Below are 26,106 nucleotides of genomic sequence, written 5' to 3'. Positions count from 1 at the left end.
AAAAAAAGACACCTTTTTAAAAAAGGTGTCTTAACTGGGCTAGCTGGATTCGAACCAACGCATGACGGAGTCAAAGTCCGTTGCCTTACCGCTTGGCTATAGCCCAAAAATGGTGGAGGGGGGCGGATTCGAACCGCCGAACCCGGAGGGAGCGGATTTACAGTCCGCCGCGTTTAGCCACTTCGCTACCCCTCCACATATGGAATTGATAAAAGAAAAACAGTGCCGGCAAGAGGACTTGAACCCCCAACCTACTGATTACAAGTCAGTTGCTCTACCAGTTGAGCTACACCGGCATATGGTGGAGGATGACGGGCTCGAACCGCCGACCCTCTGCTTGTAAGGCAGATGCTCTCCCAGCTGAGCTAATCCTCCACATGATGGTGACCCGTACGGGATTCGAACCCGTGTTACCGCCGTGAAAGGGCGGTGTCTTAACCGCTTGACCAACGGGCCAGTTTGTCAAGTTTACTGTTTCCGTGAAGCTGACAAAAGTTATTATATACAGGTTGTCCCCCTTTTGTAAAGGGGATTTTTATTTTTTTTATTTTCTAACTATTCAACCCTCATCAGCACAACATTTCGACTGAAATATAATTTCAGTATTTAAATATAATATTGAAATTTCATGTCATACTCAATATACTGAAAATGAAGAAATAAGGAGGTATGTCACATGCAGCCATCTCAACTGCGTTCTTTGACAACAGAATCAAGAAACCCTAACACCATGAGAATTTCACAAGCAAGCCCGCTAGAAATACTCCAAATGATAAATGCGGAAGATATGAAGGTCGCTCAAGCCGTCAACCGTGTCCTTCCAGACGTAAAGACAGCAAGTGACCTGGCCTTTGAATCCATCTCGAATGGGGGCAGACTCATTTATCTAGGCGCTGGAACAAGCGGCAGAATTGGGGTAATGGATGCGGTCGAATGTCCACCTACCTATAGCATTTCACCTGATGTCATCGTAGGCATCATGGCCGGTGGCGACTCTGCCTTTTCACATGCAGCAGAAGATGTGGAAGACAGTGAAGAAGCTGGTCAAAAAGATTTAGAACACATTCACCTGACATCAAAAGATACGGTTGTCGGCATCGCGGCGAGCGGTAGAACACCCTATATCATTGGCGCTTTAAACTATGCTAGAACCATTGGAGCAAAAACAGTAGCCCTCAGCTGCAATGAACAAGCAGAGATTAGCGAACTAGCAGACTGCGCCATTGAAGTCGTCGTAGGAGCAGAAGCCATCACTGGGTCAACACGAATGAAAGCCGCATCCGCTCATAAAATGATTTTAAATATGCTTTCCACCTCTGTCATGATCAGACAAGGCAAAGTATATGAAAACCTGATGGTAGATGTAAAAGTAAGCAATCATAAACTGAAAGAACGCGCCATCACCATCATTCAGCATGTGACCAATGCTTCCTACGAACAAGCCGTAAAAGCCCTTGAAGCAGCCGATTTAGAAGTTAAAACAGCCATCGTCATGCTCCAAACCAAAACAGATAAAAAGACAGCCAAAGACCTGCTCAACAAAGCAGATGGTCACATCGACAAAGCCATCTTACGTCATCAATCTTAAAGGAGGAAACTCATGTCAGCAGGCGGACTCACCCTACTACACACAATGAAATCAAAGCTTCCCCAATCTGAAAAAATCATTGCAGACTATATCCTTGCCCATCCTGACAAAGTCATTAAAAGCACAGTGCATGAAATCAGTCAGGCTGCCGGCGCAAGCAGCTCTGCCGTCATCCGCCTCTGTAAGTCTCTCGGGCTGGATGGCTATCACGATTTGAAAATGCGGATCGCTGGAGACTTAATGCACACTGATAAACAAGGCTACCGGGATATCGAACAAGATGAACCACTTCAATCCATTATTCAAAAGACAGCAGGAAACACCATTCAATCGATCAAAGATACAGCCTCTATTTTAAATGTAGAAGCTTTAGAAAAAGCTGTTCAACTGCTGCTGAATGCAAACCAAATCCATTTTATCGGTGTGGGTGCATCTGGCATCGTCGCAGCTGATGCCCAGCAGAAATTTCTCAGAATCAATTATGCAGCTACAGCCTTTACTGACATGCACATCGCATCTACGGTCATCGCAAATGCTGGAAAGAATGACATTGTGTTCGGTATATCCTTTTCAGGAGAAACGTTAGACATCATCCAAGCCCTTCAGCTCGCAAAAGAAAATGAAGTGAAAACCATTGCTTTAACGCATCCAGGGCATACAAGCGTTTCTGCATTGTGTGATGTCCATCTATCAACGTCCGGTTCCAATGAAGCACCTTTTCGCAGTGCTGCCACTTCCTCTAGAATGGCACAGCTCTATTTAATCGATGTCTTGTTCCTCAGTTTAGCCTCCCGTCAATATGAACAGACAGCACAATATATTGACAAAACAAGGCATGCCATCCGCTCCATGAAACGAAAAACAAAGGGGGATTCAACATGAGTCATCAAAAAAAATATCAGCAGTTGGCGAAAGAAATCCTTTCACTCTGTGGTGGTTCTGAAAACATTTCTTCCCACACACATTGTATGACACGTCTCCGAATTACACCCATTGATCGTGAAAAAGTGCAAACCACCGCGATCAAAGAACTCGATGGCGTCATTGGCGTCGTCGAAGCGGAAACACTGCAAATCATTTTAGGCACAGGTGTTGTCAACCAAGTATCAAGTGCGTTTGAACAGCTGCTCAATGCCTCAGGTTCATATGACTTAAACAACGAAGCACAGAAAAACAAACAAGCCATTTCACAAAAGAACCGGACACCATTCAAGCTGTTCTTACGGCGGATCGCCAGCATTTTCATTCCCATTATTCCAGCACTCGTTGCATCGGGTCTTATAACGGGTATTACAAAAGCGGTCGTGCAAGCAGGCTGGCTCGATGAAAAATCTCAAGCTGCGATTATTCTAACCGTTATAGGCTCAGGATTGTTTGCTTATCTCGGTATATTAGTAGGAACAAACGCCGCAAAAGAATTTGGTGGCTCTCCTGCATTAGGCGCATTAGCAGGTATTCTCATCATTAACCCAGCTGCCGCTGATATTATGTTATTTGGCACTAATATTCTACCAGGTAGAGGCGGACTTATCGGTGTTCTTCTTGCAGCTATTTTTATGGCACTTGTTGAGACCCGGATCAGACGCTTCGTCCCGCAATCACTCGATATCATCGTCACACCAACCATCACACTACTCATTACAGGCATTTTCACGTACGTTATCTTCATGCCAGTCGGCGGATTTATATCTGATGCCATCACCTCTGGACTTACTTATCTATTAAACATTGGCGGTATTTTTGCCGGATTTGTTCTTGGTGCGACCTTCCTTCCTCTTGTTGTCACTGGACTTCACCAAGGCCTAACACCTATTCATATGGAACTGATTAATTCAATTGGAGATGACCCGCTTCTGCCAATCCTCGCTATGGGAGGCGCAGGACAGGTCGGTGCTGCCTTTGCCATTTATATGAAAACAAAAAAGAAAAAGCTGAAAAGAGCCATTGCAGGCGGACTTCCTTCAGGAATGCTTGGAATTGGAGAACCGCTCATTTTCGGTGTCACACTCCCGCTCGGAAGACCCTTCCTCACTGCTTGTCTCGGCGCTGGAATCGGCGGAGCATTTCAAGCCTATTTCCAAATCGCCACTAAAGCAATCGGGGTATCAGGTCTCCCATTAACCTTTATCGTTCACACACATCAAATGCTGCTTTACTTAATAGGTCTCTTCATTGCATATGTCGCTGGATTTATCTTCACATACTTATTTGGATTTCATGATGATATGGCTGTTGAATTCGAGGAAAATAAGCAATAGGAGGTCTAGCTCTTGAAGAAATATTTTCTCATCATCACAACTCTGTTCATGCTCCTAGGGTTACCAGTACAAACATTTGCAACTAGCTCCCATCCTGTATCGTCTTTGTCTAAAACAGCACCTGAAGAATATCCCGTCTTAAAAAAAGCAAAACGACCGGAACAAGTAGGTTTTTCTTCTAGGCAGCTTAGGAAGGTTGATCACATGATTCAAAACGATATCAAAGCAGGGTTCCCGGGGGCAGCACTCATCATTATCAAGGATGGTCAGATCATCCATCAAAAAGCCTATGGCTATAGACAAAAATATAAAGGGACAACAGAACTCAAATTCTATAAGAAAATGAAAAAGAACACACTGTTCGATTTGGCATCCAATACAAAAATGTATGCCACCAACTATGCCCTGCAAAAGCTAGTATATGAACAAAAACTAGATGTAAATGAAAAAATACAAACCATCCTGCCTGACTTTCAAGATGAACCAGATGCAAAGGTAACCGGCAAAGATCAGCTTCGAGTCAAGGATCTTCTCACCCATTCTGCTGGACTGCCTTCCAGTGTTTTATTTTATAGCAAAGAGCAAGCGGGCTCTTTTTTCTCTCAAGATAGACAAACAACCATGAAATGGCTGCCAAAGGTACCTCTGCAATACAAGCCAGGCACTCAGCATGTTTATAGTGATATTGATTACATGCTGTTAGGCATGATCATTGAGAAAAAAACCGGTATGCCACTTGATCAATATGTAGAGTCGACGATTTATCGACCGCTTGGTCTAAAACATACCATGTTCAATCCGCTGAAAAAGGGATTCAAGCCAAAGCATTTTGCAGCAACCGAGCGTCTAGGCAATACACGCGACGGTGTCATTGATTTTGAAAACATTCGCAGGTATACCTTGCTAGGTGAAGTCCACGATGAGAAAGCCTACTACTCAATGGCAGGTGTCTCCGGACATGCTGGACTTTTCTCTAATACATCAGATATGGCCGTACTGCTTCAGCTGATGCTCAATAAAGGAGGCTATGGGAAAACAACCATCTTTGACCAAGCTTCTATCGATCTCTTTACGGAATCATCAGACACGAACCCAACTTACGGGCTAGGCTGGCGGAAAAACGGCAATACTGACATGGAATGGATGTTTGGGAAATACGCAAGTAAAGAAGCGTATGGACACACAGGCTGGACCGGAACGATGACATTGATTGATCCAAAACACAATCTAGGCGTCGTCTTGCTGACAAATAAAAAACATTCACCCGTCGTTTCACCTGAAGTCAACCCAAATCAATTTGAAGGTGACCTTTTCCCAACTGGTACTTATGGAAGCATCATGACTGCAATCTACGAATCTTTTAAGTAAAAGGAGGAATTCGATGTTAAAAGCTCTGTTCCCCGCTGCACTCGTTTTTGCCCTGCTCACCTCTTCCATTCCAACGGAAAAGGTGAGCTCCGTCCCTCTCCCAACTGCCAAACAAATGGTTCAGGACATGTCCTTGGATGAAAAAATTGGCCAAATGCTCATGCCAGACTTTCGCAATTGGCAAGCAGAAGGTGAATCCGCTCCTACAGGCTTCACAAAAATGAATAAAGAAGTCTCTCACCTTGTAGAGAAATATCATTTAGGCGGTGTCATCTTATTTGCAGAAAATGTTGTTGATACGAAACAAACCGTCAAACTCACACATGAATTTCAACAAGCATCACCCAACATTCCTTTACTCATTTCCATTGATCAAGAAGGCGGAATCGTCACAAGACTACAAAAGGGAACACATTTCCCAGGAAATATGTCGATTGGTGCCTCTCGAAGTAAGAAAAATGCTTATGACACTGGTAAAATCATCGGCAAAGAATTAAACGCTCTAGGTATCAATACAAATTTCTCTCCTGTTCTTGATGTAAATAATAACCCGAATAACCCCGTCATTGGTGTCCGTTCCTTTAGCTCTGACCCTGAACTTGTCACGAGACTTGGTCTGCAAACCATGAAAGGACTTCAAAAGGAAAAGACCATTTCCACATTAAAGCATTTCCCGGGACATGGTGATACAGCTGTTGATAGTCACTACGGACTTCCGCTTGTCGAACATGATCTAGATCGTCTTAAAAAGGTGGAGCTGTATCCATTTCAACAAGCAATCAACGCAGGGGCAGATATGATCATGACCGCTCATGTTCAATTCCCAGCCATTGATGACACAACGTATAAAAGCAAAAAAGATGGCGAGGACATTATGGTTCCAGCAACCTTATCAAAAAAAGTCATCACAAACTTATTAAAAGAAGACATGGGCTTTCAAGGAGTGGTTGTAACAGACGCCCTCAATATGAAAGCGATTGCAGATAACTTCGGACAGGAAGAAGCTGTGGTAATGGCTATTAAAGCAGGCGTCGACATTGCCCTCATGCCAGCACCTGTCACGTCCTTAAAGACAGAAAAAAACCTAGAGAATGTGTTCAATGCTTTAAAAAGAGCAGTTCTCACAAACGAAATTCCGATATCTCAGATCAATCAATCTGTCGAAAAAATCCTTCAATTAAAGATCAAACGCGGCATCATTTCCGCCAATAAATCAGTAAGCCTTGAGAAGAAAATCAAAAAAGCCACACAGCTCGTTGGTCAAAAGTCGCACCGAAAAGCAGAACAAAAAATGGCACGTGAAGGAATCACTCTCCTTAAAAACAACGACAAAACCTTGCCTTTTAAGCCTAAAAAGAATGACAAAATCGTACTCATGGCACCATACGAAGATCAAACAAAAGCAATGTCCGTCACAATTGAATCTCTGATCAAACAGAAAAAGATTAAACCTGTGCAAATCCAATCATACGCATTTGCAGATAAGAGCTTCTCCAAAGAAACAGCCAAACTCATTCAAGATGCTGACTATGTCATTACCGGCTCTTACGTTGTCCAAAATGACCCGGCTGTGAATGATGGCGTCATTGATGACGGTGTACAGGATCCGAAAAAATGGGCAACGGCCTTCCCTCGTGCTGTCATGAAAGAAGCAGCAGCACAAAACAAAAAATTGGTCATCATGAGTCTCCGAAACCCATATGATGCTGCAAATTTCGAGGAAGCCGACGCCTTACTGGCTGTGTACGGTTTTAAAGGGTACTCAAACGGACAATTCAATCAACCGAATATTCCTGCGGGACTAGAAGTGATTTTTGGAGCGGCCTCACCTAAAGGGAAATTACCCGTCGCTATCCCATCAGTCACTCATCCTAATCAAACCCTTTACCCATTTGGCTATGGACTCAATTTAAAAGGAAAACAGATCAAATAGGAGGGATTCTCTTGAAAAAGACAGCAAGCTTGATACTCGCTAGCATTCTCATGATCAGCACATTGACCGCCGCCTCCCCCGCAGATTCAGAACGAACAGATACAAAAGGAAAAAAAGCAACAGTCAAAACAGGTATCGAAACATTACTCTCAAGTAACCTCTCTTGGCTTAAAGGGAAAAAAGTAGGGCTTATTACGAATCCTACAGGCATTGATGCAAACATGAAAAGCAGTGTCGATCTGCTATTTGAACACCCCGATATTAAACTGACTGCCTTGTATGGGCCTGAACATGGCGTCCGCGGTGATGCACAAGCAGGAGAAGGCGTCGAATCGTATACTGACGAAAAAACAGGCCTGCCTGTTTACTCTCTTTATGGAAAAACAAGAAAGCCAACTCCTGAAATGCTCAAAAATATAGATGTCCTGCTATTTGATATTCAAGACGTTGGTACTCGTTATTACACCTATATTTACACGATGGCGTATGCAATGGAAGCAGCTAAGGAAAACAACATTCCATTTGTTGTCTTAGATCGTCCAAACCCAATAGGCGGGCTAAAAGTAGAAGGACCCGTATTAGAGCCAGAACACGCCTCTTTTGTAGGTCTCTATCCCATCCCATTAAGACATGGGATGACGACTGGAGAACTTGCATACATGTTTAATAAAGAGTTTCATATCAACGCTGATGTAAAAGTGATCAAAATGAAACATTGGAAACGATCCATGACGTTCGATGACACGAAGCTGCCGTTCGTCCTCCCTTCACCTAACATGCCGACCGTTGATAGTACCTTTGTTTACCCAGCAACAGGATTAATCGAAGGCACAAACGTTTCTGAAGGCAGAGGAACGACAAAACCGTTCGAACTCATTGGCGCTCCATATATCAATAGCAACGAGCTAGCAGATCATTTAAATGGGTTAAAACTAAAAGGCGTTCAATTTAGACCTGTTTCATTTACCCCTACCTTTTCAAAACATGCCGGGACTTTGTCTCACGGGGTACAGCTTTATGTCACAGACCGAAAATCATTCGAAGCAGTCAAAACAGGTCTATCCATCATCAAAGCAATACATGACTTGTATCCTAATGACTTTCAATTCCTACAAACAGGCAGCTTTGATAAACTCATCGGGAATAGCTGGATCAAAGAAGAAATCAATAAAGGCACTTCCATCAAACACATCATGAAACAATACCACCATGACCTGAAAACGTTCGAAAAGAAACGGAAGAAATACCTCATCTATTAATCGCAAAAAAGCCTCCATCTTAAAGGATGGAGGTTTTTTCATGATAAAGACTTAGTCACAGCAGGTACTTTCAGCTCGAAACGATGAAGTAAAAAGCCAAACAAGGCTGCAAGCACTTGCTGAAACAGCATGCCAATCACAACAGGAACAGCAACAGCAGGCGGGAAAAAGCTAATGGCAAGCACAGCACCCGCGCTAATGTTCCGCATACCGCCCGTATACACAATCGCCACAATTTCTCCTTGGGTACATTTCATCGCCTTTCCAATCAACCACGCAAAAGCATACCCACTCATCGCAATGAAAAAGACAGTCGCTGCTTTGCTAAAAAATGCAACATCCAGTTCACGCAAATATGGGGCGACAACAGAACTGTTAATCGATACGACAACAAACAAGCCTAATTTTGAAAAAGGAGCCAAGGTCTGACTCATTGCTTTTGTCACCGATGGCTTTGCATACTGACGAACGAGCATCCCTAATATAGATGGCAGCACCACCATACCAAACAGCCCCTTCATGATCGCCGCCATGTCCATATGGACCTGTGTACCAACGAAGATTGACAAGCTTACTGGCACAATCAATGGCGAAAGCAATGTATCAATTAATATGATAGATAACGTTAACCCCACATTCCCTTTATACATTGCCGCCCATATTAAACTAGACACACCTGTCGGAATCACCATCGCAAGCGTTAAACCGGTGATCGTCATAGAATCACCCGCAAATATCAAATGCCCCGCCGACCATGCATAAAGGGGCATCAGCACATGCAAAATCATAAACGATAAAATCAAAGGCAATGGATGCATCACTGTATGTTTTAAAGCTGAAAAAGTAGATGACAAGCTCCCTGAAAATGTCATCACAGCAAACACCCAAGGCGCCAAAAAGGTGAAATCTTTTAAATACGCCGCCAATAATACACCAAGTAGCACGCTGACAGGCGTAATGAGCGGCATCATCCGGCCGAGCACCTGATTCAAACGGACAAGCATGCCGGCCACCTCCATCCTTCACTTTCTTCCTTGTTCTATTGTAACAAACAGAAAAGTCTTTTTAAGATCCGATCACTTGTTTCATAAGTTTTTGACTAGACGTATCCATTCCAACTACGTCCACCTCTACACCAGCTGTACGATATTTTTCCTTCACACGTTCAATCGCGGCCACACCTGATTCGTCCCATATACGCGCTTCAGACAAATCAATCACAACCGTTTTCAGGTCGTTTCCATGATGGAAGGCTTGAATCAATTCAGTCACGGAAGCAAAGAAAATTTGTCCCTTAATTCGATAAATCCATGTACCAGCTTGGCTTTCTGTAGAGGTGATATGAAGTTTTGATATTTTAGCCACAAAGAATACGGCACTAAGCAGCACTCCTGCAAAAACACCCTTGGATAAATCATGAGTGAACACCACCGTCACGACCGTGACAAGCATCACAAGAGAATCTGTTTTTGGGTTCTTTTTCAGCTGCTGGAATGAACTCCAATCAAAGGTACCAATAGAAACCATGATCATGACAGCCACAAGAGCAGCCATGGGAATTTGAACAACCACATCACCGAGCACAAAAATCAATACCATTAAAAATGCACCAGCCACAAAGGTAGAAAGCCTGCCTCGTCCCCCTGCCTTTGTATTAATCACAGATTGACCAATCATCGCACAGCCAGCCATACCGCCAAAAAATCCTGCCACCACATTGGCAATTCCTTGGCCTCTCGCTTCCTTATTTTTACGACTAGACGTTTCCGTCATATCATCTACAATCTGCGCTGTTAATAAAGATTCAAGTAAACCAACCATCGCAAGTGCTAAGGAATAAGGAAAAATGATAGCAAGTGTTTCCCAGCTAAACGGTACATTGGGAATAAGAAAAGTTGGCAAAGAGCTAGGAAGCTCTCCCATGTCTCCAACCGTTCTGACATCAATATGCCCAAATACAGCAATCATCGTCATCACAATAATTGCAATAAGTGGAGAGGGAATAACTTTTGTGACCATCGGCAATACATAAATGATCATCAATGCTCCACCTGTCATGATATACATAGCCATGGATTCCCCAACGAAATGCGGCAGCTGTGCCATGAAGATCATAATTGCCAACGCATTGACAAAACCAACCATCACAGACCTCGGAATAAATTTCATCAGACGAGAAACACGGCACAATCCAAACACAATTTGAATCAAGCCTGTTAAAATCGTAGCTGCGAACAAATACTGCAATCCATGATCTGCAATCAAATTGACCATGACCAGCGCCATAGCACCAGTAGCGGCAGAGATCATACCTGGCCGTCCACCAACAAACGAAATCACAATCGCGATACAAAACGAAGCATACAAACCGACTTTAGGATCAACGCCCGCAATAATCGAAAACGCAATCGCCTCAGGAATCAAAGCCAAGGCCACTAAAATACCCGCCAGCACATCCTGACGCACATGTCCAAACCATTCTTGCTTTACAAATAAATCTTTCAAACCATCTACTCCTTTTTATATACATACCGTACAAGGAAAAAGAAGGCGAATAAAACCCGGAGATACAGAAAGGAAAAAACAATAACCATTCAATTTCGGGGAAAAAGAGGAACGTACAGAGTCTTTTGTAAGAGAGGTAGTCATCACTTTAGTAAGGATAAAAGAAATACGCCGAAGAATCAAGAACAAATAGAAGGAGTATATAGAAAGCTAAGGCAAAGCTTCCATCAAAATCGCTCGAGTCATTTTCTATTTTCATGAGCCTAACTAAGATCAATAAACGTCAACTTATTTTAAAACAAACAAAAAAAGCCTTCTCATCAACGAGAAACCTTAACATTTACCATTATCATATAGAGGAAAGCTTCCAAGCGGGCTCGAACCGCTGACCTCTTCCTTACCATGGAAGTGCTCTACCTACTGAGCTATGGAAGCATGGCTCCGCAGGTAGGACTCGAACCTACGACCGATCGGTTAACAGCCGATAGCTCTACCACTGAGCTACTGCGGAATGGATAAAGTAACTTCTTCCATTGGAAGGATATAAACAAAAAGCTTGGCGGCGTCCTACTCTCACAGGGGGAAACCCCCAACTACCATCGGCGCTGAAGAGCTTAACTTCCGTGTTCGGTATGGGAACGGGTGTGACCTCTTCGCTATCGCCACCAAACCTGATGGAGAGAATGTTCTCTCAAAACTAGATAACAATGTTCATTTTTCACATTAGAATATAGGTTAAGTCCTCGATCTATTAGTATCTGTCAGCTCCACGTGTCACCACGCTTCCACCTCAGACCTATCAACCTGATCATCTTTCAGGGATCTTACTTCCTTGCGGAATGGGAAATCTCATCTTGAGGGGGGCTTCATGCTTAGATGCTTTCAGCACTTATCCCGTCCGCACATAGCTACCCAGCGATGCCCTTGGCAGAACAACTGGTACACCAGCGGTGCGTCCATCCCGGTCCTCTCGTACTAAGGACAGCTCCTCTCAAATTTCCTGCGCCCGCGACGGATAGGGACCGAACTGTCTCACGACGTTCTGAACCCAGCTCGCGTACCGCTTTAATGGGCGAACAGCCCAACCCTTGGGACCGACTACAGCCCCAGGATGCGATGAGCCGACATCGAGGTGCCAAACCTCCCCGTCGATGTGGACTCTTGGGGGAGATAAGCCTGTTATCCCCGGGGTAGCTTTTATCCGTTGAGCGATGGCCCTTCCATGCGGAACCACCGGATCACTAAGCCCGACTTTCGTCCCTGCTCGACTTGTAGGTCTCGCAGTCAAGCTCCCTTGTGCCTTTACACTCTGCGAATGATTTCCAACCATTCTGAGGGAACCTTTGGGCGCCTCCGTTACATTTTAGGAGGCGACCGCCCCAGTCAAACTGCCCACCTGACACTGTCTCCCTGCCCGATAAGGGCAGCGGGTTAGAAGGTCAATACAGCCAGGGTAGTATCCCACCGATGCCTCCACCGAAGCTAGCGCTCCGGTTTCCAAGGCTCCTACCTATCCTGTACAAGCTGTACCAACATTCAATATCAGGCTGCAGTAAAGCTCCACGGGGTCTTTCCGTCCTGTCGCGGGTAACCTGCATCTTCACAGGTACTATAATTTCACCGAGTCTCTCGTTGAGACAGTGCCCAGATCGTTGCGCCTTTCGTGCGGGTCGGAACTTACCCGACAAGGAATTTCGCTACCTTAGGACCGTTATAGTTACGGCCGCCGTTTACTGGGGCTTCAATTCGCACCTTCGCTTACGCTAAGCGCTCCTCTTAACCTTCCAGCACCGGGCAGGCGTCAGCCCCTATACTTCGCCTTACGGCTTCGCAGAGACCTGTGTTTTTGCTAAACAGTCGCCTGGGCCTATTCACTGCGGCTTCTCGGGGCTTTAACACCCTAAGAAGCACCCCTTCTCCCGAAGTTACGGGGTCATTTTGCCGAGTTCCTTAACGAGAGTTCTCTCGATCACCTTAGGATTCTCTCCTCGCCTACCTGTGTCGGTTTGCGGTACGGGCACCTCTCACCTCGCTAGAGGCTTTTCTTGGCAGTGTGGAATCAGGAACTTCGCTACTAAATTTCGCTCGCCATCACAGCTCAGCCTTCACGGGAAACGGATTTGCCTATTTCCCAGCCTAACTGCTTGGACGCGGATATCCAATACCGCGCTTACCCTATCCTCCTGCGTCCCCCCATTGCTCAAATGGTGAGGAGGTGGTACAGGAATATCAACCTGTTGTCCATCGCCTACGCCTTTCGGCCTCGGCTTAGGTCCCGACTAACCCTGAGCGGACGAGCCTTCCTCAGGAAACCTTAGGCATTCGGTGGACGGGATTCTCACCCGTCTTTCGCTACTCATACCGGCATTCTCACTTCTAAGCGCTCCACCAGTCCTTCCGGTCTGACTTCACTGCACTTAGAACGCTCTCCTACCACTGTTCGTAAGAACAGTCCGCAGCTTCGGTGATACGTTTAGCCCCGGTACATTTTCGGCGCAGAGTCACTCGACCAGTGAGCTATTACGCACTCTTTAAATGGTGGCTGCTTCTAAGCCAACATCCTGGTTGTCTAAGCAACTCCACATCCTTTTCCACTTAACGTATACTTTGGGACCTTAGCTGGCGGTCTGGGCTGTTTCCCTTTCGACTACGGATCTTATCACTCGCAGTCTGACTCCCAAGGATAAGTCATCGGCATTCGGAGTTTGACTGAATTCGGTAACCCGGTAGGGGCCCCTAGTCCAATCAGTGCTCTACCTCCGAGACTCTTACCTTGAGGCTAGCCCTAAAGCTATTTCGGAGAGAACCAGCTATCTCCAGGTTCGATTGGCATTTCACCCCTACCCACACCTCATCCCCGCACTTTTCAACGTGCGTGGGTTCGGGCCTCCATTCAGTGTTACCTGAACTTCACCCTGGACATGGGTAGATCACCTGGTTTCGGGTCTACGACCACGTACTCATGCGCCCTATTCAGACTCGCTTTCGCTGCGGCTCCGCATCTTCTGCTTAACCTTGCACGGGATCGTAACTCGCCGGTTCATTCTACAAAAGGCACGCCATCACCCGTTAACGGGCTCTGACTACTTGTAGGCACACGGTTTCAGGATCTATTTCACTCCCCTTCCGGGGTGCTTTTCACCTTTCCCTCACGGTACTGGTTCACTATCGGTCACTAGGGAGTATTTAGCCTTGGGAGATGGTCCTCCCGGATTCCGACGGAATTTCACGTGTTCCGCCGTACTCAGGATCCACTCTGGAGAGAACAACATTTCAGTTACAGGGCTGTTACCTTCTTTGGCGGGCCTTTCCAGACCTCTTCGCTTATATCGTTCCTTTGTAACTCCGTATAGAGTGTCCTACAACCCCAAGAGGCAAGCCTCTTGGTTTGGGCTGTTCCCGTTTCGCTCGCCGCTACTCAGGGAATCGCATTTGCTTTCTCTTCCTCCGGGTACTTAGATGTTTCAGTTCCCCGGGTATGCCTTCTCATACTCTATGTATTCAAGTATGGATACTACTCCATTACGAGCAGTGGGTTTCCCCATTCGGAAATCTCCGGATCAAAGCTTGCTTACAGCTCCCCGAAGCATATCGGTGTTCGTCCCGTCCTTCATCGGCTCCTAGTGCCAAGGCATCCACCGTGCGCCCTTTCTAACTTAACCATTTCTTACTTTAGAAAGAATCACTATGTGTGATGAACTTTGCATTGCATTCAATGTGAATGTATTACTTATTGTTATCTAGTTTTCAAAGAACAATCCTGTCTCGCTAGAGACATGTTTGAAGGAATGATCCTTCAAAACTAAACAAGACGAAAACGCACGCTGCTCCATATATCCTTAGAAAGGAGGTGATCCAGCCGCACCTTCCGATACGGCTACCTTGTTACGACTTCACCCCAATCATCTGCCCCACCTTCGGCGGCTGGCTCCATAAAGGTTACCTCACCGACTTCGGGTGTTGCAAACTCTCGTGGTGTGACGGGCGGTGTGTACAAGGCCCGGGAACGTATTCACCGCGGCATGCTGATCCGCGATTACTAGCGATTCCAGCTTCACGCAGTCGAGTTGCAGACTGCGATCCGAACTGAGAACAGATTTGTGGGATTGGCTAAACCTTGCGGTCTCGCAGCCCTTTGTTCTGTCCATTGTAGCACGTGTGTAGCCCAGGTCATAAGGGGCATGATGATTTGACGTCATCCCCACCTTCCTCCGGTTTGTCACCGGCAGTCACCTTAGAGTGCCCAACTAAATGCTGGCAACTAAGATCAAGGGTTGCGCTCGTTGCGGGACTTAACCCAACATCTCACGACACGAGCTGACGACAACCATGCACCACCTGTCACTCTGTCCCCGAAGGGAAAGCCCTATCTCTAGGGTTGTCAGAGGATGTCAAGACCTGGTAAGGTTCTTCGCGTTGCTTCGAATTAAACCACATGCTCCACCGCTTGTGCGGGCCCCCGTCAATTCCTTTGAGTTTCAGTCTTGCGACCGTACTCCCCAGGCGGAGTGCTTAATGCGTTAGCTGCAGCACTAAGGGGCGGAAACCCCCTAACACTTAGCACTCATCGTTTACGGCGTGGACTACCAGGGTATCTAATCCTGTTCGCTCCCCACGCTTTCGCTCCTCAGCGTCAGTTACAGACCAGAGAGTCGCCTTCGCCACTGGTGTTCCTCCACATCTCTACGCATTTCACCGCTACACGTGGAATTCCACTCTCCTCTTCTGCACTCAAGTTTCCCAGTTTCCAATGACCCTCCCCGGTTGAGCCGGGGGCTTTCACATCAGACTTAAGAAACCGCCTGCGAGCCCTTTACGCCCAATAATTCCGGACAACGCTTGCCACCTACGTATTACCGCGGCTGCTGGCACGTAGTTAGCCGTGGCTTTCTGGTTAGGTACCGTCAAGGTGCAAGCAGTTACTCTTGCACTTGTTCTTCCCTAACAACAGAGCTTTACGATCCGAAAACCTTCATCACTCACGCGGCGTTGCTCCGTCAGACTTTCGTCCATTGCGGAAGATTCCCTACTGCTGCCTCCCGTAGGAGTCTGGGCCGTGTCTCAGTCCCAGTGTGGCCGATCACCCTCTCAGGTCGGCTACGCATCGTCGCCTTGGTGAGCCGTTACCTCACCAACTAGCTAATGCGCCGCGGGTCCATCTGTAAGTGACAGCCGAAACCGTCTTTCATCCTTGAACCATGCGGTTCAAGGAACTATCCGGTATTAGCTCCGGTTTCCCGGAGTTATCCCAGTCTTACAGGCAGGTTACCCACGTGTTACTCACCCGTCCGCCGCTAACATCCGGGAGCAAGCTCCCTTCTGTCCGCTCGACTTGCATGTATTAGGCACGCCGCCAGCGTTCGTCCTGAGCCAGGATCAAACTCTCCGAAAAAGTACAAAACCGAAGTTTTGCTTTTCGCCAGTTTGACTGACTACCTATGATGTATCATAGGATTTTTTTATAAAAACTCGAATTAACAGGTACGTTTTGTCTTGTTTAGTTTTCAAAGATCATCTTCGCCGTTCTTAGCGGCTTTAATAATATAACATTTCGCTTCATCTTATGTCAACAACTTTTTTCAAGTTTATTTCCCGAAGCGTTTGTGTTTGTCACTGTGTGTCAGCGACGATTAATAATATATCACGAAAACATTCTGTTGGTCAACGCCTTTTCAGAACTTTTTTTAAAATAGTTTTATCGTGCATGTTAAACCCTTGTCCTGCATACAATCAAGTAACAATCTTGGACAAGGCAGGAGTGTTTGAATTGAGTCGATTATATGTGTTGCCTATTAAACGGCTGAAGCAAGTAGTCATTATTCTTGTAGCAGCCCTTGCAGCTGCAACCTTTTTTTATGTACAAAAGGCACCGCCGCTGTCGGTATTTAAAACAGAACAAGGACCCCGAGCGATTTATAAAGGAGAGACCTCATCAAAACATGCATCCCTTACGTTTAATATTGGCTGGGGAGACGAGAAGGCTGTTCCTATTTTAAATGTCCTCCGAGAGTACGATATAAAGAACGCCACTTTCTTTCTGTCTGCTTCTTGGGCTGAGCGTCACCCGGATATTGTGAAAAGGATTAAAGAGGATGGCCATCAAATTGGCAGCCTTGGCTATGCATATAAAAATTATAGCCAGCTTGAAGAAAACGAAATTAAGCGAGATCTTGTCCGTGCACAAAATACATTCCAAAAGCTTGGACTGGAAGACATTCAATTATTAAGACCGCCAACTGGGCAATTTAATGAAACGGTATTGAAAATTGCAACACAGTATGGCTATACCGTTGTACATTACAGCATCAATTCTCAAGATTGGCTGAACCCAGGCGTCGACCAGATTGTTCATAATGTAAATGATCGAATGAAAAGCGGAGACATCATTCTCCTTCACGCCTCAGATTCAGCCACCCAAACCGCTCAAGCCTTACCAGCCATTTTAAAACACTTAAAAGACAAGAATTTAAGAAACGTCACGGTTGGCGAGCTTATCTCTAATACAAAAACAAAGTCAACTGAGGTTAAGTAGCTTTTGCTTTTGAAAACCGCGGCATAGCTAATAACTGAAACGCATTACAACCTAATAGCGGGAATAGCATTAAATACAGCCAGTCCTCTTCATTGACTCTAAGCGCCGGAAACCATTCTAACGACGTGATGACGACCATGAGAAACATTGCAGAAATAAATGTTTTCTTAGAGGACTGCTGCTGTTTAAAATAAGACACGATCAATGCAAACACACCGATAAAAACAGGCAGCCATAAGTATGGAAGAAATGATTCATTCTCCCCGAAAAACAAAAACCGCAAATAAGCTAAATCAAACAGCACGAAAATCACAAGGAATAACTGAATGGTATTCCATAAAGAATGCGACCTGAAAATCTCCAGCGCAAACCGGTGCACTGTCAAAAAGACAACAAACCCCATTTGACTGATTACACTAAAGATCATCCCCACACCAATAAACCAAAATAACACAGACGCAATCTCTAAAATCTCAAACGATACAAACAGCTTCTGATATTTCCCCCACTCCAGCGCAAAACCTACCACGCTTGTAATGACCGCTCCAACAGCCAGCACAGAGAAGAAAAAACGAACTAAATCCCGACTTTTCATTGAAATGACCCAACCCCTATTTTTGTTATGTATAAATTCATGTGAAACATTCATATTAAAAGTAAGACATGTAACGAAAGGAGCCACAGTATGTCAAAAGGCATCTTGCGTATAATGAGCTGTTTTCTTCTTTTATCTCTAACAGCTTGTGCTCCCAAAACCCAATCCTCATCTAATATGGACTATGACGAAACGAAAAAAATGGTCGTCGATATTTTGAAAACAGATGACGGTAAAAAGGCCATTCAACAGTTATTAAATGACGAGGCAATGAATGAAGCTTTGGTAATGGATGAACAAACTGTGAAAAAAACAATAGAGAAAACACTGACTTCTGATAAAGGCAAAGAGTTCTGGAAGAAGGTCTTTGAGGATTCTAAATTTGCCGAGACTTTCGCAAAATCCATGCAGCAACAGCATGAAAAGATGTTAAAACAATTGATGAAGGACCCTGACTATCAACAAATGATGATGGATATTCTCAAGGATCCTGAAATGGAAAAGAAATACGGTGAACTGGTCAAAAGCAAAGAGTTCAGAAAGCACTTAGAGAAAGTCATCACAGAAACATTGAGCAGCCCTCTCTATAAGAAGAAGTTCGAAGATGAGCTAAAAAAAGCAGTCTCTGAAAGCAGCAATGATTCCGGTTCACAAGGAAGCGGCAGTTAAACATCACCCGAGTGGCACAAGGTCCACTCGGGCTTTCATTATGCTTTGACTGTTAATTGTTCAATGACTTTATTGGCAATGTGTAGATACACTTCCCCTGTCGGATGACTCGCATCATAGACAGAAGGTGCAAAATCGTCCTCATTCCAATCAGGCTGTCTTAAAGGGATTTGACCAAGAACTGATACACGCAGCTCCTCCGCCAGCTTGTCCCCGCCGCCCTTTCCAAAGACATATTCCTTCTCACCTGTTTTTTTGCTTTCATAGTAACTCATATTCTCAACGACCCCTAGCACCTCGTGATCTGTTTGCAGTGCCATTGCGCCTGCTCTAGCAGCAACGAAAGCCGCTGTTGGATGCGGTGTCGTCACAATGATTTCTTTACAGCTCGGAAGCATCGTATGAATATCAAGTGCCACATCACCTGTTCCAGGCGGAAGGTCTAATAGTAAGTAATCTAATTCTCCCCACTCTACTTCGTGGAAGAAGTTATTTAGCATTTTACCAAGCATCGGTCCTCTCCAAATGACCGGTGCGTTTTCTTCAACAAAAAAGCCCATTGAAATCACTTTGACGCCAAAGCGTTCCACAGGAATAATCTTTTCCCCTTTAACTGTCGGTCTGACGGTGATTCCCATCATATCCGGTACGCTAAAGCCGTAAATATCAGCATCGATCAGTCCCACTTTTTTCCCTAGACGAGCCAGTGCCACAGCCAGGTTAACGGAAACGGTTGATTTCCCAACTCCGCCTTTTCCACTTGCAATCGCTAAGAACACAGGTGGATTTTTAGAGTTGAGCAAATTTTCTTCCTCATCCTGTGACGGAATAAACTTTTCAAGCGTTTCTTGAGGCAGTTCTTCAAAACGAAGTCCTACAGTGTTCGCGCCGGCTGCTTTTAAAGCTTGTACGATGTCTTGCTGCAGCTTCATCTGCTCAGCAGTGCCTGTTTTGGCAATCGCCACTTTTAAGCTCACATGCTCTTTTTCAGGCTTTAGGCTGATTTCCTTGATGGCATCCAGCTCACCAAGCGGTATATGAAGGAAAGGTTCGTCCATCTTCCCAACTAGTTTTCTCACATCATCTTGTCCGATCATAGCAGAACCTCACCCTTTATTGAATTCGTTTACAATCCAAGTATATCATACATATCCTTACAATGTCTGTCCTCTTTGCCTGCGATAAACAGGAAAAAGCCCCTTATTCAGGCGGCTCTTTTTGCTCTGTTAAATATCTGAGAATGCCTTTATAAATCGAAGCAGCAATTTGATCCTGATATTTAGGAGTCGCCAGCTGACCAGCCTCTTTTGGATTCGATAAAAATCCGATTTCGACAAGCGCTCCTGGCTTCGTGACATTTTGCATTAAATAAATCCCGTTGATTCGCTTCGCCTTGCGATCTGTGTTTTCAAGGTTGTTACGCAATTCATCTTGAATGAACTTCGCTGCTTTTTCATTCTCTTCATACTTTCCGTAAAAGAACGTCTGTGCCCCGCTCCATTTGTTCGATGGGATCGCATTTAAATGAATGCTTAAATAGAGATCTGCTTCAGATTCATTGATGACTTTCACACGGTTTCTCAAATCCTCCGCTTTCTTTCGGGCATAACCCTTTGTATTCTTCGATGATAAATCAGAGTCATCCTCCCGGGTCATGAGAACAAGCGCTCCCTGCTCCTGCAAATAGTCTCTTATCTTCATGGACACATCCAGTGCAATCTCTTTTTCGAGTAACTCGCCGCCAACAGCACCGCCATCTGGACCGCCGTGACCCGGATCTAAATAGATGATCTTGCCGCTCAAAGGCAAGTTCCACGATTTCCACGAATCATCATTTAGAAACTGAAATCTGAATAAGAATAAGAGGACAATAAACCCGATTAAAAACCCTGTCCATTTCAGCTTTCTTTTCATCCCTGTCCCTCCCATACACCATTATTTTATAGATATGGGACAAGGGCTGGAAATATGCTTAGTGCAGTCGAAGCTTATGCCTTTTTTCTGATTCCCGAAAGCCTTCCTGCCACCACTTACTTAAAAATTCCTTCGCAAATGGATACAGACACGACATCTTACGCTCCATTCGGAACATATTCCCCCATGATTGCAAACACCCTGCTAGCTCCTCAACCAGCTCATCTTCTTCATGAACTGACCGCTTTTTTATATCATCGAAGGATTCACCATACTTACTCGACTCACCGTATCTCCCACCTGCTAAAAAAGCCTCAATGGCGAAATCAATACAGCCATCACTCATAATCCCAGCTGGATCATCTGCAAATGGGAACAACTTCCTCGTGAATTTCTCGGAAGCGACCGTCACCTGTTGAAGAGACAATGTACGCAACAGCTTCTTTTCAAGCGTGACATCTCGTTTTGTTTTCAATTGATAAAATGAAAGAACTTCTGCCATGGACTGAACTCCTTTTTTTCTTTGTATTGTTCGTTGGTTTGAACAAAACATGCAGTTCAGTAAATGGAAATGATGAAATAAGTGGTGGAAATGGGATCTTGTGATAAAATGGGTTTTTATATAGAAAGAATGATAAAGGAGCAAAACAAATGAAAAAGTGGATGTATATCCTACTACTAATGACAGTCATTCTATCCGCTTGCAGTAGTCAAGCCAGCGAGAAAGAGAGTGACATGAAAGGAATAGAAGACATTTCCTTAAAACAGCTTTCTAAGCACAAAAATTCTTATATTGGAGACAACGGAGCAGTCGGCGCTATTTTATCAGATCTTCCAGGTAACGTGATTCGCGAGTATGAAATCGTAGATGAAAAAGCGCTAAAAGTGACATACGGCGTGAAAGAAAATACCAATGATACAGAAGAACAGTTTGATTCATTTTGGTTTGATAAGAAGGATACCATTGAAAAAAACTACCTATATAATGCATTAGCACTTTTTATTCTTATCGATAACGTAGAGCAAGTGACGCTCAAGATGAACGCTAAAGACGAGCCATCCGTCACGTTTAAAAGAAAACAGCTAGAAAAAAAGTTGCCTCACTCTTTTAAAGAGTACAAAGACGATACAGCGCTTTGGCAAAAGGAACTGGTTGATGGAGTTGTGAAGTCAAAAGATAAACGTCAAGATGTATACAAAGCGTTTCCCATCAAGAAATAATAAAAACAGAGGGGCGTCACCCTCTGTTTTTTGATAATTATGTAGTAAAAGCTTGAATCAATTGTTGTCGAAAGTTTTGATCTGCTACTACGGTAAGTATAAATTCATCGAACACTTCCCCCATCCAGTGAGAATTCTCCGCTTTCAGGTCATTGATGAATAGAGAAATCGATATAGTTGATGTATCCGTTTTTCGATATAAAGCAGCAGTGACAACAAACAACGTCGATCCCCCTTTATACCAAATATATTGATCTGTTTCCGTCTTCAATATTTCTCCCAGCACAATTTGGCTAAAAAGACGCTTTTCTTCTGTTGTTAACAGCTCATCCTGTAGACGTTTCATAAAATGTGCATATTGATTCGTTGTAGACCTTGTCATCTTTTGCGTCAGTAAAGATTGAATACGCAAGCTTAACAAGTTCTTTTTCATCAATTTTTCTTCTAACGCCTTTTTATGCTCCGGGTCATTTTTCATGATATGAAAAATCTCAATCATCAGAGATTTGTATTGTTCATCAGTTACATCGCTTATTTGCTTTAATGCATCCTGCTCATGATCAGATACATAGGCTGGCCACAACACCTTGGGTGTCAGCGGCATGAGTTCATCATGTTCTGTAAGACCTGCTTGTTTCATCTGATCATTGATCTTCTCTAAGCCCAGCAGGTCAATCAAATAATCAGTACAAGCATTCGAACTAAATTGCATCATCCCTTTGGCAACATCTAATAAAGTTGCATGCTCAGAAAAATCGTTGACCTCCAGCCAGTATGTGTGAGCACCGCCATCGGTTCTATCAATATAAAACCGCTCTATATCAGACAATGTCACTTTTTCATCTAACTTGATTTCATCGCTGGATACAGCTTTAACAAAATGAAACAAAACCATTAATTTCATCGTACTTGCAAGTGGTGTTTTTTGATCACCATTCCAATCTAATACCACATCTTCATTTTCAATAATTGTTACTGATACGCCCTTTTTGTTTTTCGTGACAAATGCCAAAAGATCCTCTTTTGTTTTCTTCAAATGTTTCTCCTTTCCAAACCACTATAGATTCTCGTCTCCAATATAACAAATATTTAAAACAAAGGCACAAAAAAGCAAAGGGCTGTGAATACCTTTGCTTCTTGGTGTGTTTATTTACGAAGAAGATGCAGTTTCATCCCATCATGTGTAGCTTTAAATCCCAACTTTTCGTAAAGACGGCGTGCTTCTGGCCTCTGTTTGTCTGTTGTCAGCTGAATCATATGACACCCGCGGCTACTTGCGCGTTGAATAGCCCGTTTGATCAACAATGTGCCAATTCCTCTTCCTCTATGAGTCGAGGCTGTACGAACTCCTTCTATTGAAGCTCTCCATCCTCCTTGATACGTTAGAAATGGAGTCATTGTTAATTGGAGAACACCGACTACCTCTTCCCGATCACAAGCGACGATTAGTTCAATATTGGGATCCGCTTCGATCGAATGAAAGGCATTGAGGTAGCTTTCTAATAATGGACGAGTGTAGCGTTCTCTCTTTTGGCCTAATTTATCATCTGAAAGCATCAAAACGATGTTGTCGAGGTCTCCTTGGACGGCTGCCCTAAATGTCAATTGATTCAGATTCAATGAACACACCTCCTATCACGGAATGGAAGCCTTTATTCATTTGCCAAAATACCAATTGATAGCGTTCTCATATAAAATTTTATCCGCCGCTTCCTCATCAAACATCTGTTGAATCAATTCAATATCACCGTATTCAAATGGCCGTTTCGCCCTTGTAGATGGAAGATCTGTACCAAACATCAGTGCATCAGGATTCGTTTGATAAATAGACGTCAATGCATGTTCAACCTTTAAATCAACACGCCCAAAGCCAGTCGCTTTCACACGAACACCTTTTTCAACCAGCTTGAGCAAATGCGGCAAACCTTCTTCAGATAAGCCTAGATGATCAACGGAAACGGCCGGCAGCTGTTCAAGCGTTGATGAGATGTCAGGGAGATGCTTAGCGTCTATGTAAATCTCACTATGCCACCCAGCCAGCTCATACACCCTTCTCGCAAAATAGTCGAGCTTTGAAATATCCTCCGAACCGCCCCGCTTCACATTAAAACGTAAAGCCTTTACCCCTTGTTGATTCAATTGAACAATCTCATCATCAGTTGCTGTAAAAGGTAATTGAGTCACACCGCAAAAAGCCGGTCCCATTTCATCTAGTGCTTTCAACAAATAGCCTTGATCAAAGCCCTGAAATGACCCTGATACAATCGCTCCACCTACAATCCCTAAATCAGCCGTCTCTCTCCTATAATCATTCACCACATAACTCGGCGGTGTATATCCTTGGTTTTCTTGAATGGGAAAATCAAAATCAATGATATGAAAATGTGCATCAAAGATCCTCATGCCCGCGCCCCTCTTCTACTTATTTGACCTGATTATATCAATAGAGAAAGCCAAGGGATATTTGGAATGACGAATTACTTCATATCATGAAAACTTATCAAGTTCTCCATTCCTCTCGTAAGATGGCATAATAAAACTCATCCCACCACTCATTTCCTTGTGGTATACATTTTTTAAAATATCCCTCTCTTCTCATCCCCATTTTCTCCATCACTCTCCATGACGGCACATTTTCAGGCTGACAAGTGGCAATGATTCGATGTAAATTCATTGTGTGAAAACCATGATGTAGGACAGCATACGCCGCTTCTGATGCATAGCCTTTGTTTTGATATGCAGAATTGAAGACCCAGCCAATTTCATATGTGTGCTCACCAAAGTAAGGATGAAACACGATATGCCCGATGCATGTATGATCTTCTTTTAATAGAACAGCAAAATTCTTGCCCGTCTTAAGACGATTATTTTTGACAAATTCCTGCGCCTTTTCTTTAGAAAAAACACCTTCTGGCATATACTTCATCACCGCTAGATCAGATGTATATGCATAGACATCCTGCCAATCATCCTCAATAAACGGTCGCATGAGACATCTTTCTGTTGTTAGATTCATAAATGCCATCCCCCTTTAACATCATCTTTTAAACAAAAACCTGACTATGATCCTATTTTATATGTTTCCAGACAGAAAAAAACACAAATAAAAAAGCACCAGCAAGATGCTGATGCTTTTCATATAGGGTTTGGCTGTACAAACCTTTGTAAAACGTCCATACAATATATGAGAACTGAGGTGCGCGACGTGCGCCTTTAAGACCGTATTTCTTACGCTCTTTTGTCTAAGTTATAAGTATGAAGAAAAGGAGAAATGTTTGATTTTTAAAATCCTGATTCAACGGTTTTTTTCATTTATCAAAAATAGAATGAATATCGTTTGTTTCGTCGTCAAAAATACGAACACAATTAACCAGACTGTCTTCCGCTGACAATTGCCAATTAATTCAAATTTGTATCATTTCTATTCCTTACGTACTTTGTCACTTTCTCTTGTAGTTTTCTTACGTCCTCTTCCAAATCTAAAATATGCATTTTATCGTGACAATTGGGACAAAGAGCAATAGTGTTATATATTGAATCCTCTCCACCAAGTGATAACCATTTGATATGATGGGTGTGTAAATGAGGCTCCCCATTCTTATTTACATATGGAGCCGGTTGATCACATAACTGACAAATCCCCTTTGCCCAGCGTTTTGCAAATTCTGTTATATATGGGTCACGTTCATATGTAGTTGAGATAGTCTGACGTTTACTACTTTTTCTTCTGGCGGTTCTAGCTCTGTTTTCTAATTCGCTCTCATCCAGTTTTCTTACCTTCTTTTCCCGTAATTCTTGTTTCATTTTAATCGTCTGATCTGAAAGAAATACCTCCTTTTGTTTGTCTTCTAACATAAGAGGGAAAACCCAAACTTGCCGATGCTGGCCTTTATCATCTAGTTGCTCTTCTTGATAGGATTCACCAGCTAATTTCACTACCCCCATATACAAATATTTCTTTGCTTCAAACACTTCAAACAAATGCAGCTCCACTTTATTACTTATTGATTCAGCCACAGTTTTATTTTGAGATGTCAATGTCTGATCTCCCACTCTGCCCATACCAGTATAATGAAGAACATTTCCGTCCCATCGATCTTCATACAATGCTTTTGTATGATCTGATACTAAAACTAAGGTATTTGTTTTATGCGAGCGCCTCATACCTCCTTGAGGAGCACATTTAAAAATTTCAGTTATTTCATTATTATTAAATATTCCTCCGGGCTCTATATTAACTAAACTCACATTTTCACCTGCCTAT

Annotated in this window: 20 protein-coding genes, 7 tRNA genes and 3 rRNA genes; 9 read left to right on the top strand and 21 right to left on the bottom strand. The window is 43.8% G+C overall.

Features of this window, described 5'->3' with window-relative positions:
* Positions 1 to 34: 34 nt before the first annotated feature.
* The 5 genes from MHI58_RS01055 to MHI58_RS01035 all read right to left on the bottom strand — a co-directional run bounded on the left by MHI58_RS01055 (position 35) and on the right by MHI58_RS01035 (position 456).
* Positions 35 to 106, bottom strand: a tRNA-Gln gene (locus MHI58_RS01055).
* Positions 107 to 110: 4 nt separating this feature from the next.
* Positions 111 to 195: transfer RNA gene (locus tag MHI58_RS01050), tRNA-Tyr, on the bottom strand.
* A 28-nt stretch (positions 196 to 223) separates the two neighbouring features.
* A tRNA-Thr gene (locus MHI58_RS01045) sits at positions 224 to 296 on the bottom strand.
* 3 nt (positions 297 to 299) lie between these two features.
* Positions 300 to 375: transfer RNA gene (locus MHI58_RS01040), tRNA-Val, on the bottom strand.
* A gap of 6 nt (positions 376 to 381) precedes the next feature.
* Positions 382 to 456, bottom strand: a tRNA-Glu gene (locus tag MHI58_RS01035).
* A gap of 220 nt (positions 457 to 676) precedes the next feature.
* Here MHI58_RS01035 and murQ point away from each other — a divergent pair.
* Genes murQ through MHI58_RS01005 form a run of 6 tightly spaced genes read left to right on the top strand, consistent with a single transcriptional unit; the run spans position 677 to position 8,406 of the window.
* Positions 677 to 1,588, top strand: coding sequence for an N-acetylmuramic acid 6-phosphate etherase (gene murQ / locus MHI58_RS01030; protein ID WP_045035284.1), 912 nt, complete (start codon positions 677 to 679; stop codon positions 1,586 to 1,588).
* A gap of 12 nt (positions 1,589 to 1,600) precedes the next feature.
* The gene (locus MHI58_RS01025) at positions 1,601 to 2,470 is read left to right on the top strand and encodes a MurR/RpiR family transcriptional regulator (protein ID WP_007498558.1); all 870 of its coding nucleotides are present in this window, start codon (positions 1,601 to 1,603) and stop codon (positions 2,468 to 2,470) included.
* Positions 2,467 to 3,846: a PTS transporter subunit EIIC gene (locus MHI58_RS01020; RefSeq protein WP_008344031.1), complete on the top strand. Its 1,380-nt coding sequence runs from the start codon at positions 2,467 to 2,469 to the stop codon at positions 3,844 to 3,846. Before MHI58_RS01025 ends, MHI58_RS01020 begins: the two co-directional genes overlap by 4 nt.
* 12 nt (positions 3,847 to 3,858) lie before the next feature.
* Entirely contained in the window at positions 3,859 to 5,214 is a 1,356-nt protein-coding gene (pbp4b, locus tag MHI58_RS01015; RefSeq protein WP_045035285.1) for a penicillin binding protein PBP4B, read from the top strand.
* Positions 5,215 to 5,227: 13 nt separating this feature from the next.
* Positions 5,228 to 7,147, top strand: coding sequence for a glycoside hydrolase family 3 protein (locus MHI58_RS01010; RefSeq protein WP_045035286.1), 1,920 nt, complete (start codon positions 5,228 to 5,230; stop codon positions 7,145 to 7,147).
* Positions 7,148 to 7,158: 11 nt separating this feature from the next.
* Positions 7,159 to 8,406: an exo-beta-N-acetylmuramidase NamZ domain-containing protein gene (locus tag MHI58_RS01005; RefSeq protein WP_045035287.1), complete on the top strand. Its 1,248-nt coding sequence runs from the start codon at positions 7,159 to 7,161 to the stop codon at positions 8,404 to 8,406.
* Between the two features lie 38 nt (positions 8,407 to 8,444).
* Here the strand turns inward: MHI58_RS01005 and MHI58_RS01000 are convergent, their stop codons facing one another.
* The 7 genes from MHI58_RS01000 to MHI58_RS00970 all read right to left on the bottom strand — a co-directional run bounded on the left by MHI58_RS01000 (position 8,445) and on the right by MHI58_RS00970 (position 16,303).
* Positions 8,445 to 9,410, bottom strand: a complete 966-nt coding sequence (locus MHI58_RS01000) for a bile acid:sodium symporter family protein (protein WP_045035289.1) — start codon at positions 9,408 to 9,410, stop codon at positions 8,445 to 8,447.
* Positions 9,411 to 9,471: 61 nt separating this feature from the next.
* Positions 9,472 to 10,911 carry a SulP family inorganic anion transporter gene (locus MHI58_RS00995; RefSeq protein WP_045035288.1) on the bottom strand — a complete coding sequence of 480 codons (1,440 nt, stop codon included), beginning with the start codon at positions 10,909 to 10,911 and terminating at the stop codon, positions 9,472 to 9,474.
* A 362-nt stretch (positions 10,912 to 11,273) separates the two neighbouring features.
* Positions 11,274 to 11,346 (bottom strand) — tRNA-Thr (locus MHI58_RS00990).
* Position 11,347: 1 nt separating this feature from the next.
* Positions 11,348 to 11,422 (bottom strand) — tRNA-Asn (locus MHI58_RS00985).
* Between the two features lie 43 nt (positions 11,423 to 11,465).
* A 5S ribosomal RNA gene (gene rrf / locus MHI58_RS00980) occupies positions 11,466 to 11,581 on the bottom strand.
* Between the two features lie 61 nt (positions 11,582 to 11,642).
* Positions 11,643 to 14,573: ribosomal RNA gene (locus tag MHI58_RS00975) — 23S ribosomal RNA — on the bottom strand.
* Positions 14,574 to 14,754: 181 nt separating this feature from the next.
* A 16S ribosomal RNA gene (locus MHI58_RS00970) occupies positions 14,755 to 16,303 on the bottom strand.
* Together the 16S, 23S and 5S rRNA genes with 2 tRNA genes alongside form the textbook arrangement of a ribosomal RNA operon.
* A 375-nt stretch (positions 16,304 to 16,678) precedes the next feature.
* Between MHI58_RS00970 and pdaB the strand changes: the two genes are divergently transcribed.
* Positions 16,679 to 17,443: a polysaccharide deacetylase family sporulation protein PdaB gene (pdaB, locus tag MHI58_RS00965; RefSeq protein ID WP_017366469.1), complete on the top strand. Its 765-nt coding sequence runs from the start codon at positions 16,679 to 16,681 to the stop codon at positions 17,441 to 17,443.
* On the opposite strand, the gene MHI58_RS00960 is transcribed toward pdaB, so the two are convergent.
* Positions 17,436 to 18,038, bottom strand: a complete 603-nt coding sequence (locus MHI58_RS00960; protein ID WP_008345196.1) for a KinB-signaling pathway activation protein — start codon at positions 18,036 to 18,038, stop codon at positions 17,436 to 17,438. The genes pdaB and MHI58_RS00960 overlap by 8 nt on opposite strands.
* A gap of 90 nt (positions 18,039 to 18,128) precedes the next feature.
* On the opposite strand from MHI58_RS00960, the gene gerD reads away from it, so the two are divergent.
* On the top strand, positions 18,129 to 18,707 hold the full coding sequence (gerD, locus tag MHI58_RS00955) for a spore germination lipoprotein GerD (RefSeq protein WP_007496366.1): 579 nt from the start codon (positions 18,129 to 18,131) through the stop codon (positions 18,705 to 18,707).
* Positions 18,708 to 18,745: 38 nt separating this feature from the next.
* Here gerD and MHI58_RS00950 read toward each other — a convergent pair whose 3' ends face one another.
* The 3 genes from MHI58_RS00950 to MHI58_RS00940 all read right to left on the bottom strand — a co-directional run bounded on the left by MHI58_RS00950 (position 18,746) and on the right by MHI58_RS00940 (position 21,123).
* A complete protein-coding gene (locus MHI58_RS00950) occupies positions 18,746 to 19,804 on the bottom strand; it encodes an Mrp/NBP35 family ATP-binding protein (RefSeq protein ID WP_045035076.1) in 1,059 nt (352 codons plus the stop codon).
* 103 nt (positions 19,805 to 19,907) lie between these two features.
* Positions 19,908 to 20,621: an N-acetylmuramoyl-L-alanine amidase CwlD gene (gene cwlD, locus MHI58_RS00945; protein WP_017359175.1), complete on the bottom strand. Its 714-nt coding sequence runs from the start codon at positions 20,619 to 20,621 to the stop codon at positions 19,908 to 19,910.
* Positions 20,622 to 20,679: 58 nt separating this feature from the next.
* Positions 20,680 to 21,123, bottom strand: coding sequence for a YbaK family protein (locus MHI58_RS00940; RefSeq protein WP_035389125.1), 444 nt, complete (start codon positions 21,121 to 21,123; stop codon positions 20,680 to 20,682).
* 149 nt (positions 21,124 to 21,272) lie between these two features.
* On the opposite strand from MHI58_RS00940, the gene MHI58_RS00935 reads away from it, so the two are divergent.
* Positions 21,273 to 21,842 carry a DUF4825 domain-containing protein gene (locus tag MHI58_RS00935; RefSeq protein ID WP_045035075.1) on the top strand — a complete coding sequence of 190 codons (570 nt, stop codon included), beginning with the start codon at positions 21,273 to 21,275 and terminating at the stop codon, positions 21,840 to 21,842.
* 37 nt (positions 21,843 to 21,879) lie between these two features.
* Here the strand turns inward: MHI58_RS00935 and MHI58_RS00930 are convergent, their stop codons facing one another.
* The 5 genes from MHI58_RS00930 to MHI58_RS00910 all read right to left on the bottom strand — a co-directional run bounded on the left by MHI58_RS00930 (position 21,880) and on the right by MHI58_RS00910 (position 26,090).
* On the bottom strand, positions 21,880 to 22,878 hold the full coding sequence (locus tag MHI58_RS00930; RefSeq protein WP_045035074.1) for a serine hydrolase: 999 nt from the start codon (positions 22,876 to 22,878) through the stop codon (positions 21,880 to 21,882).
* Between the two features lie 110 nt (positions 22,879 to 22,988).
* Positions 22,989 to 23,462, bottom strand: a complete 474-nt coding sequence (locus MHI58_RS00925) for a GNAT family N-acetyltransferase (protein WP_082055599.1) — start codon at positions 23,460 to 23,462, stop codon at positions 22,989 to 22,991.
* A 36-nt stretch (positions 23,463 to 23,498) separates the two neighbouring features.
* Complete coding sequence (locus MHI58_RS00920) at positions 23,499 to 24,245, bottom strand: amidohydrolase family protein (RefSeq protein WP_045035073.1); 747 nt, start codon at positions 24,243 to 24,245, stop codon at positions 23,499 to 23,501.
* 97 nt (positions 24,246 to 24,342) lie between these two features.
* On the bottom strand, positions 24,343 to 24,858 hold the full coding sequence (locus MHI58_RS00915; RefSeq protein ID WP_045035072.1) for a GNAT family N-acetyltransferase: 516 nt from the start codon (positions 24,856 to 24,858) through the stop codon (positions 24,343 to 24,345).
* A gap of 383 nt (positions 24,859 to 25,241) precedes the next feature.
* Positions 25,242 to 26,090 carry an HNH endonuclease gene (locus MHI58_RS00910; protein WP_234710326.1) on the bottom strand — a complete coding sequence of 283 codons (849 nt, stop codon included), beginning with the start codon at positions 26,088 to 26,090 and terminating at the stop codon, positions 25,242 to 25,244.
* Positions 26,091 to 26,106: the final 16 nt, after the last annotated feature.

This window comes from Bacillus sp. FSL K6-2869 (assembly GCF_040869405.1).
GTDB lineage: Bacteria > Bacillota > Bacilli > Bacillales > Bacillaceae > Bacillus > Bacillus altitudinis.
This window is presented reverse-complemented; position numbering and strand designations above follow the sequence as displayed.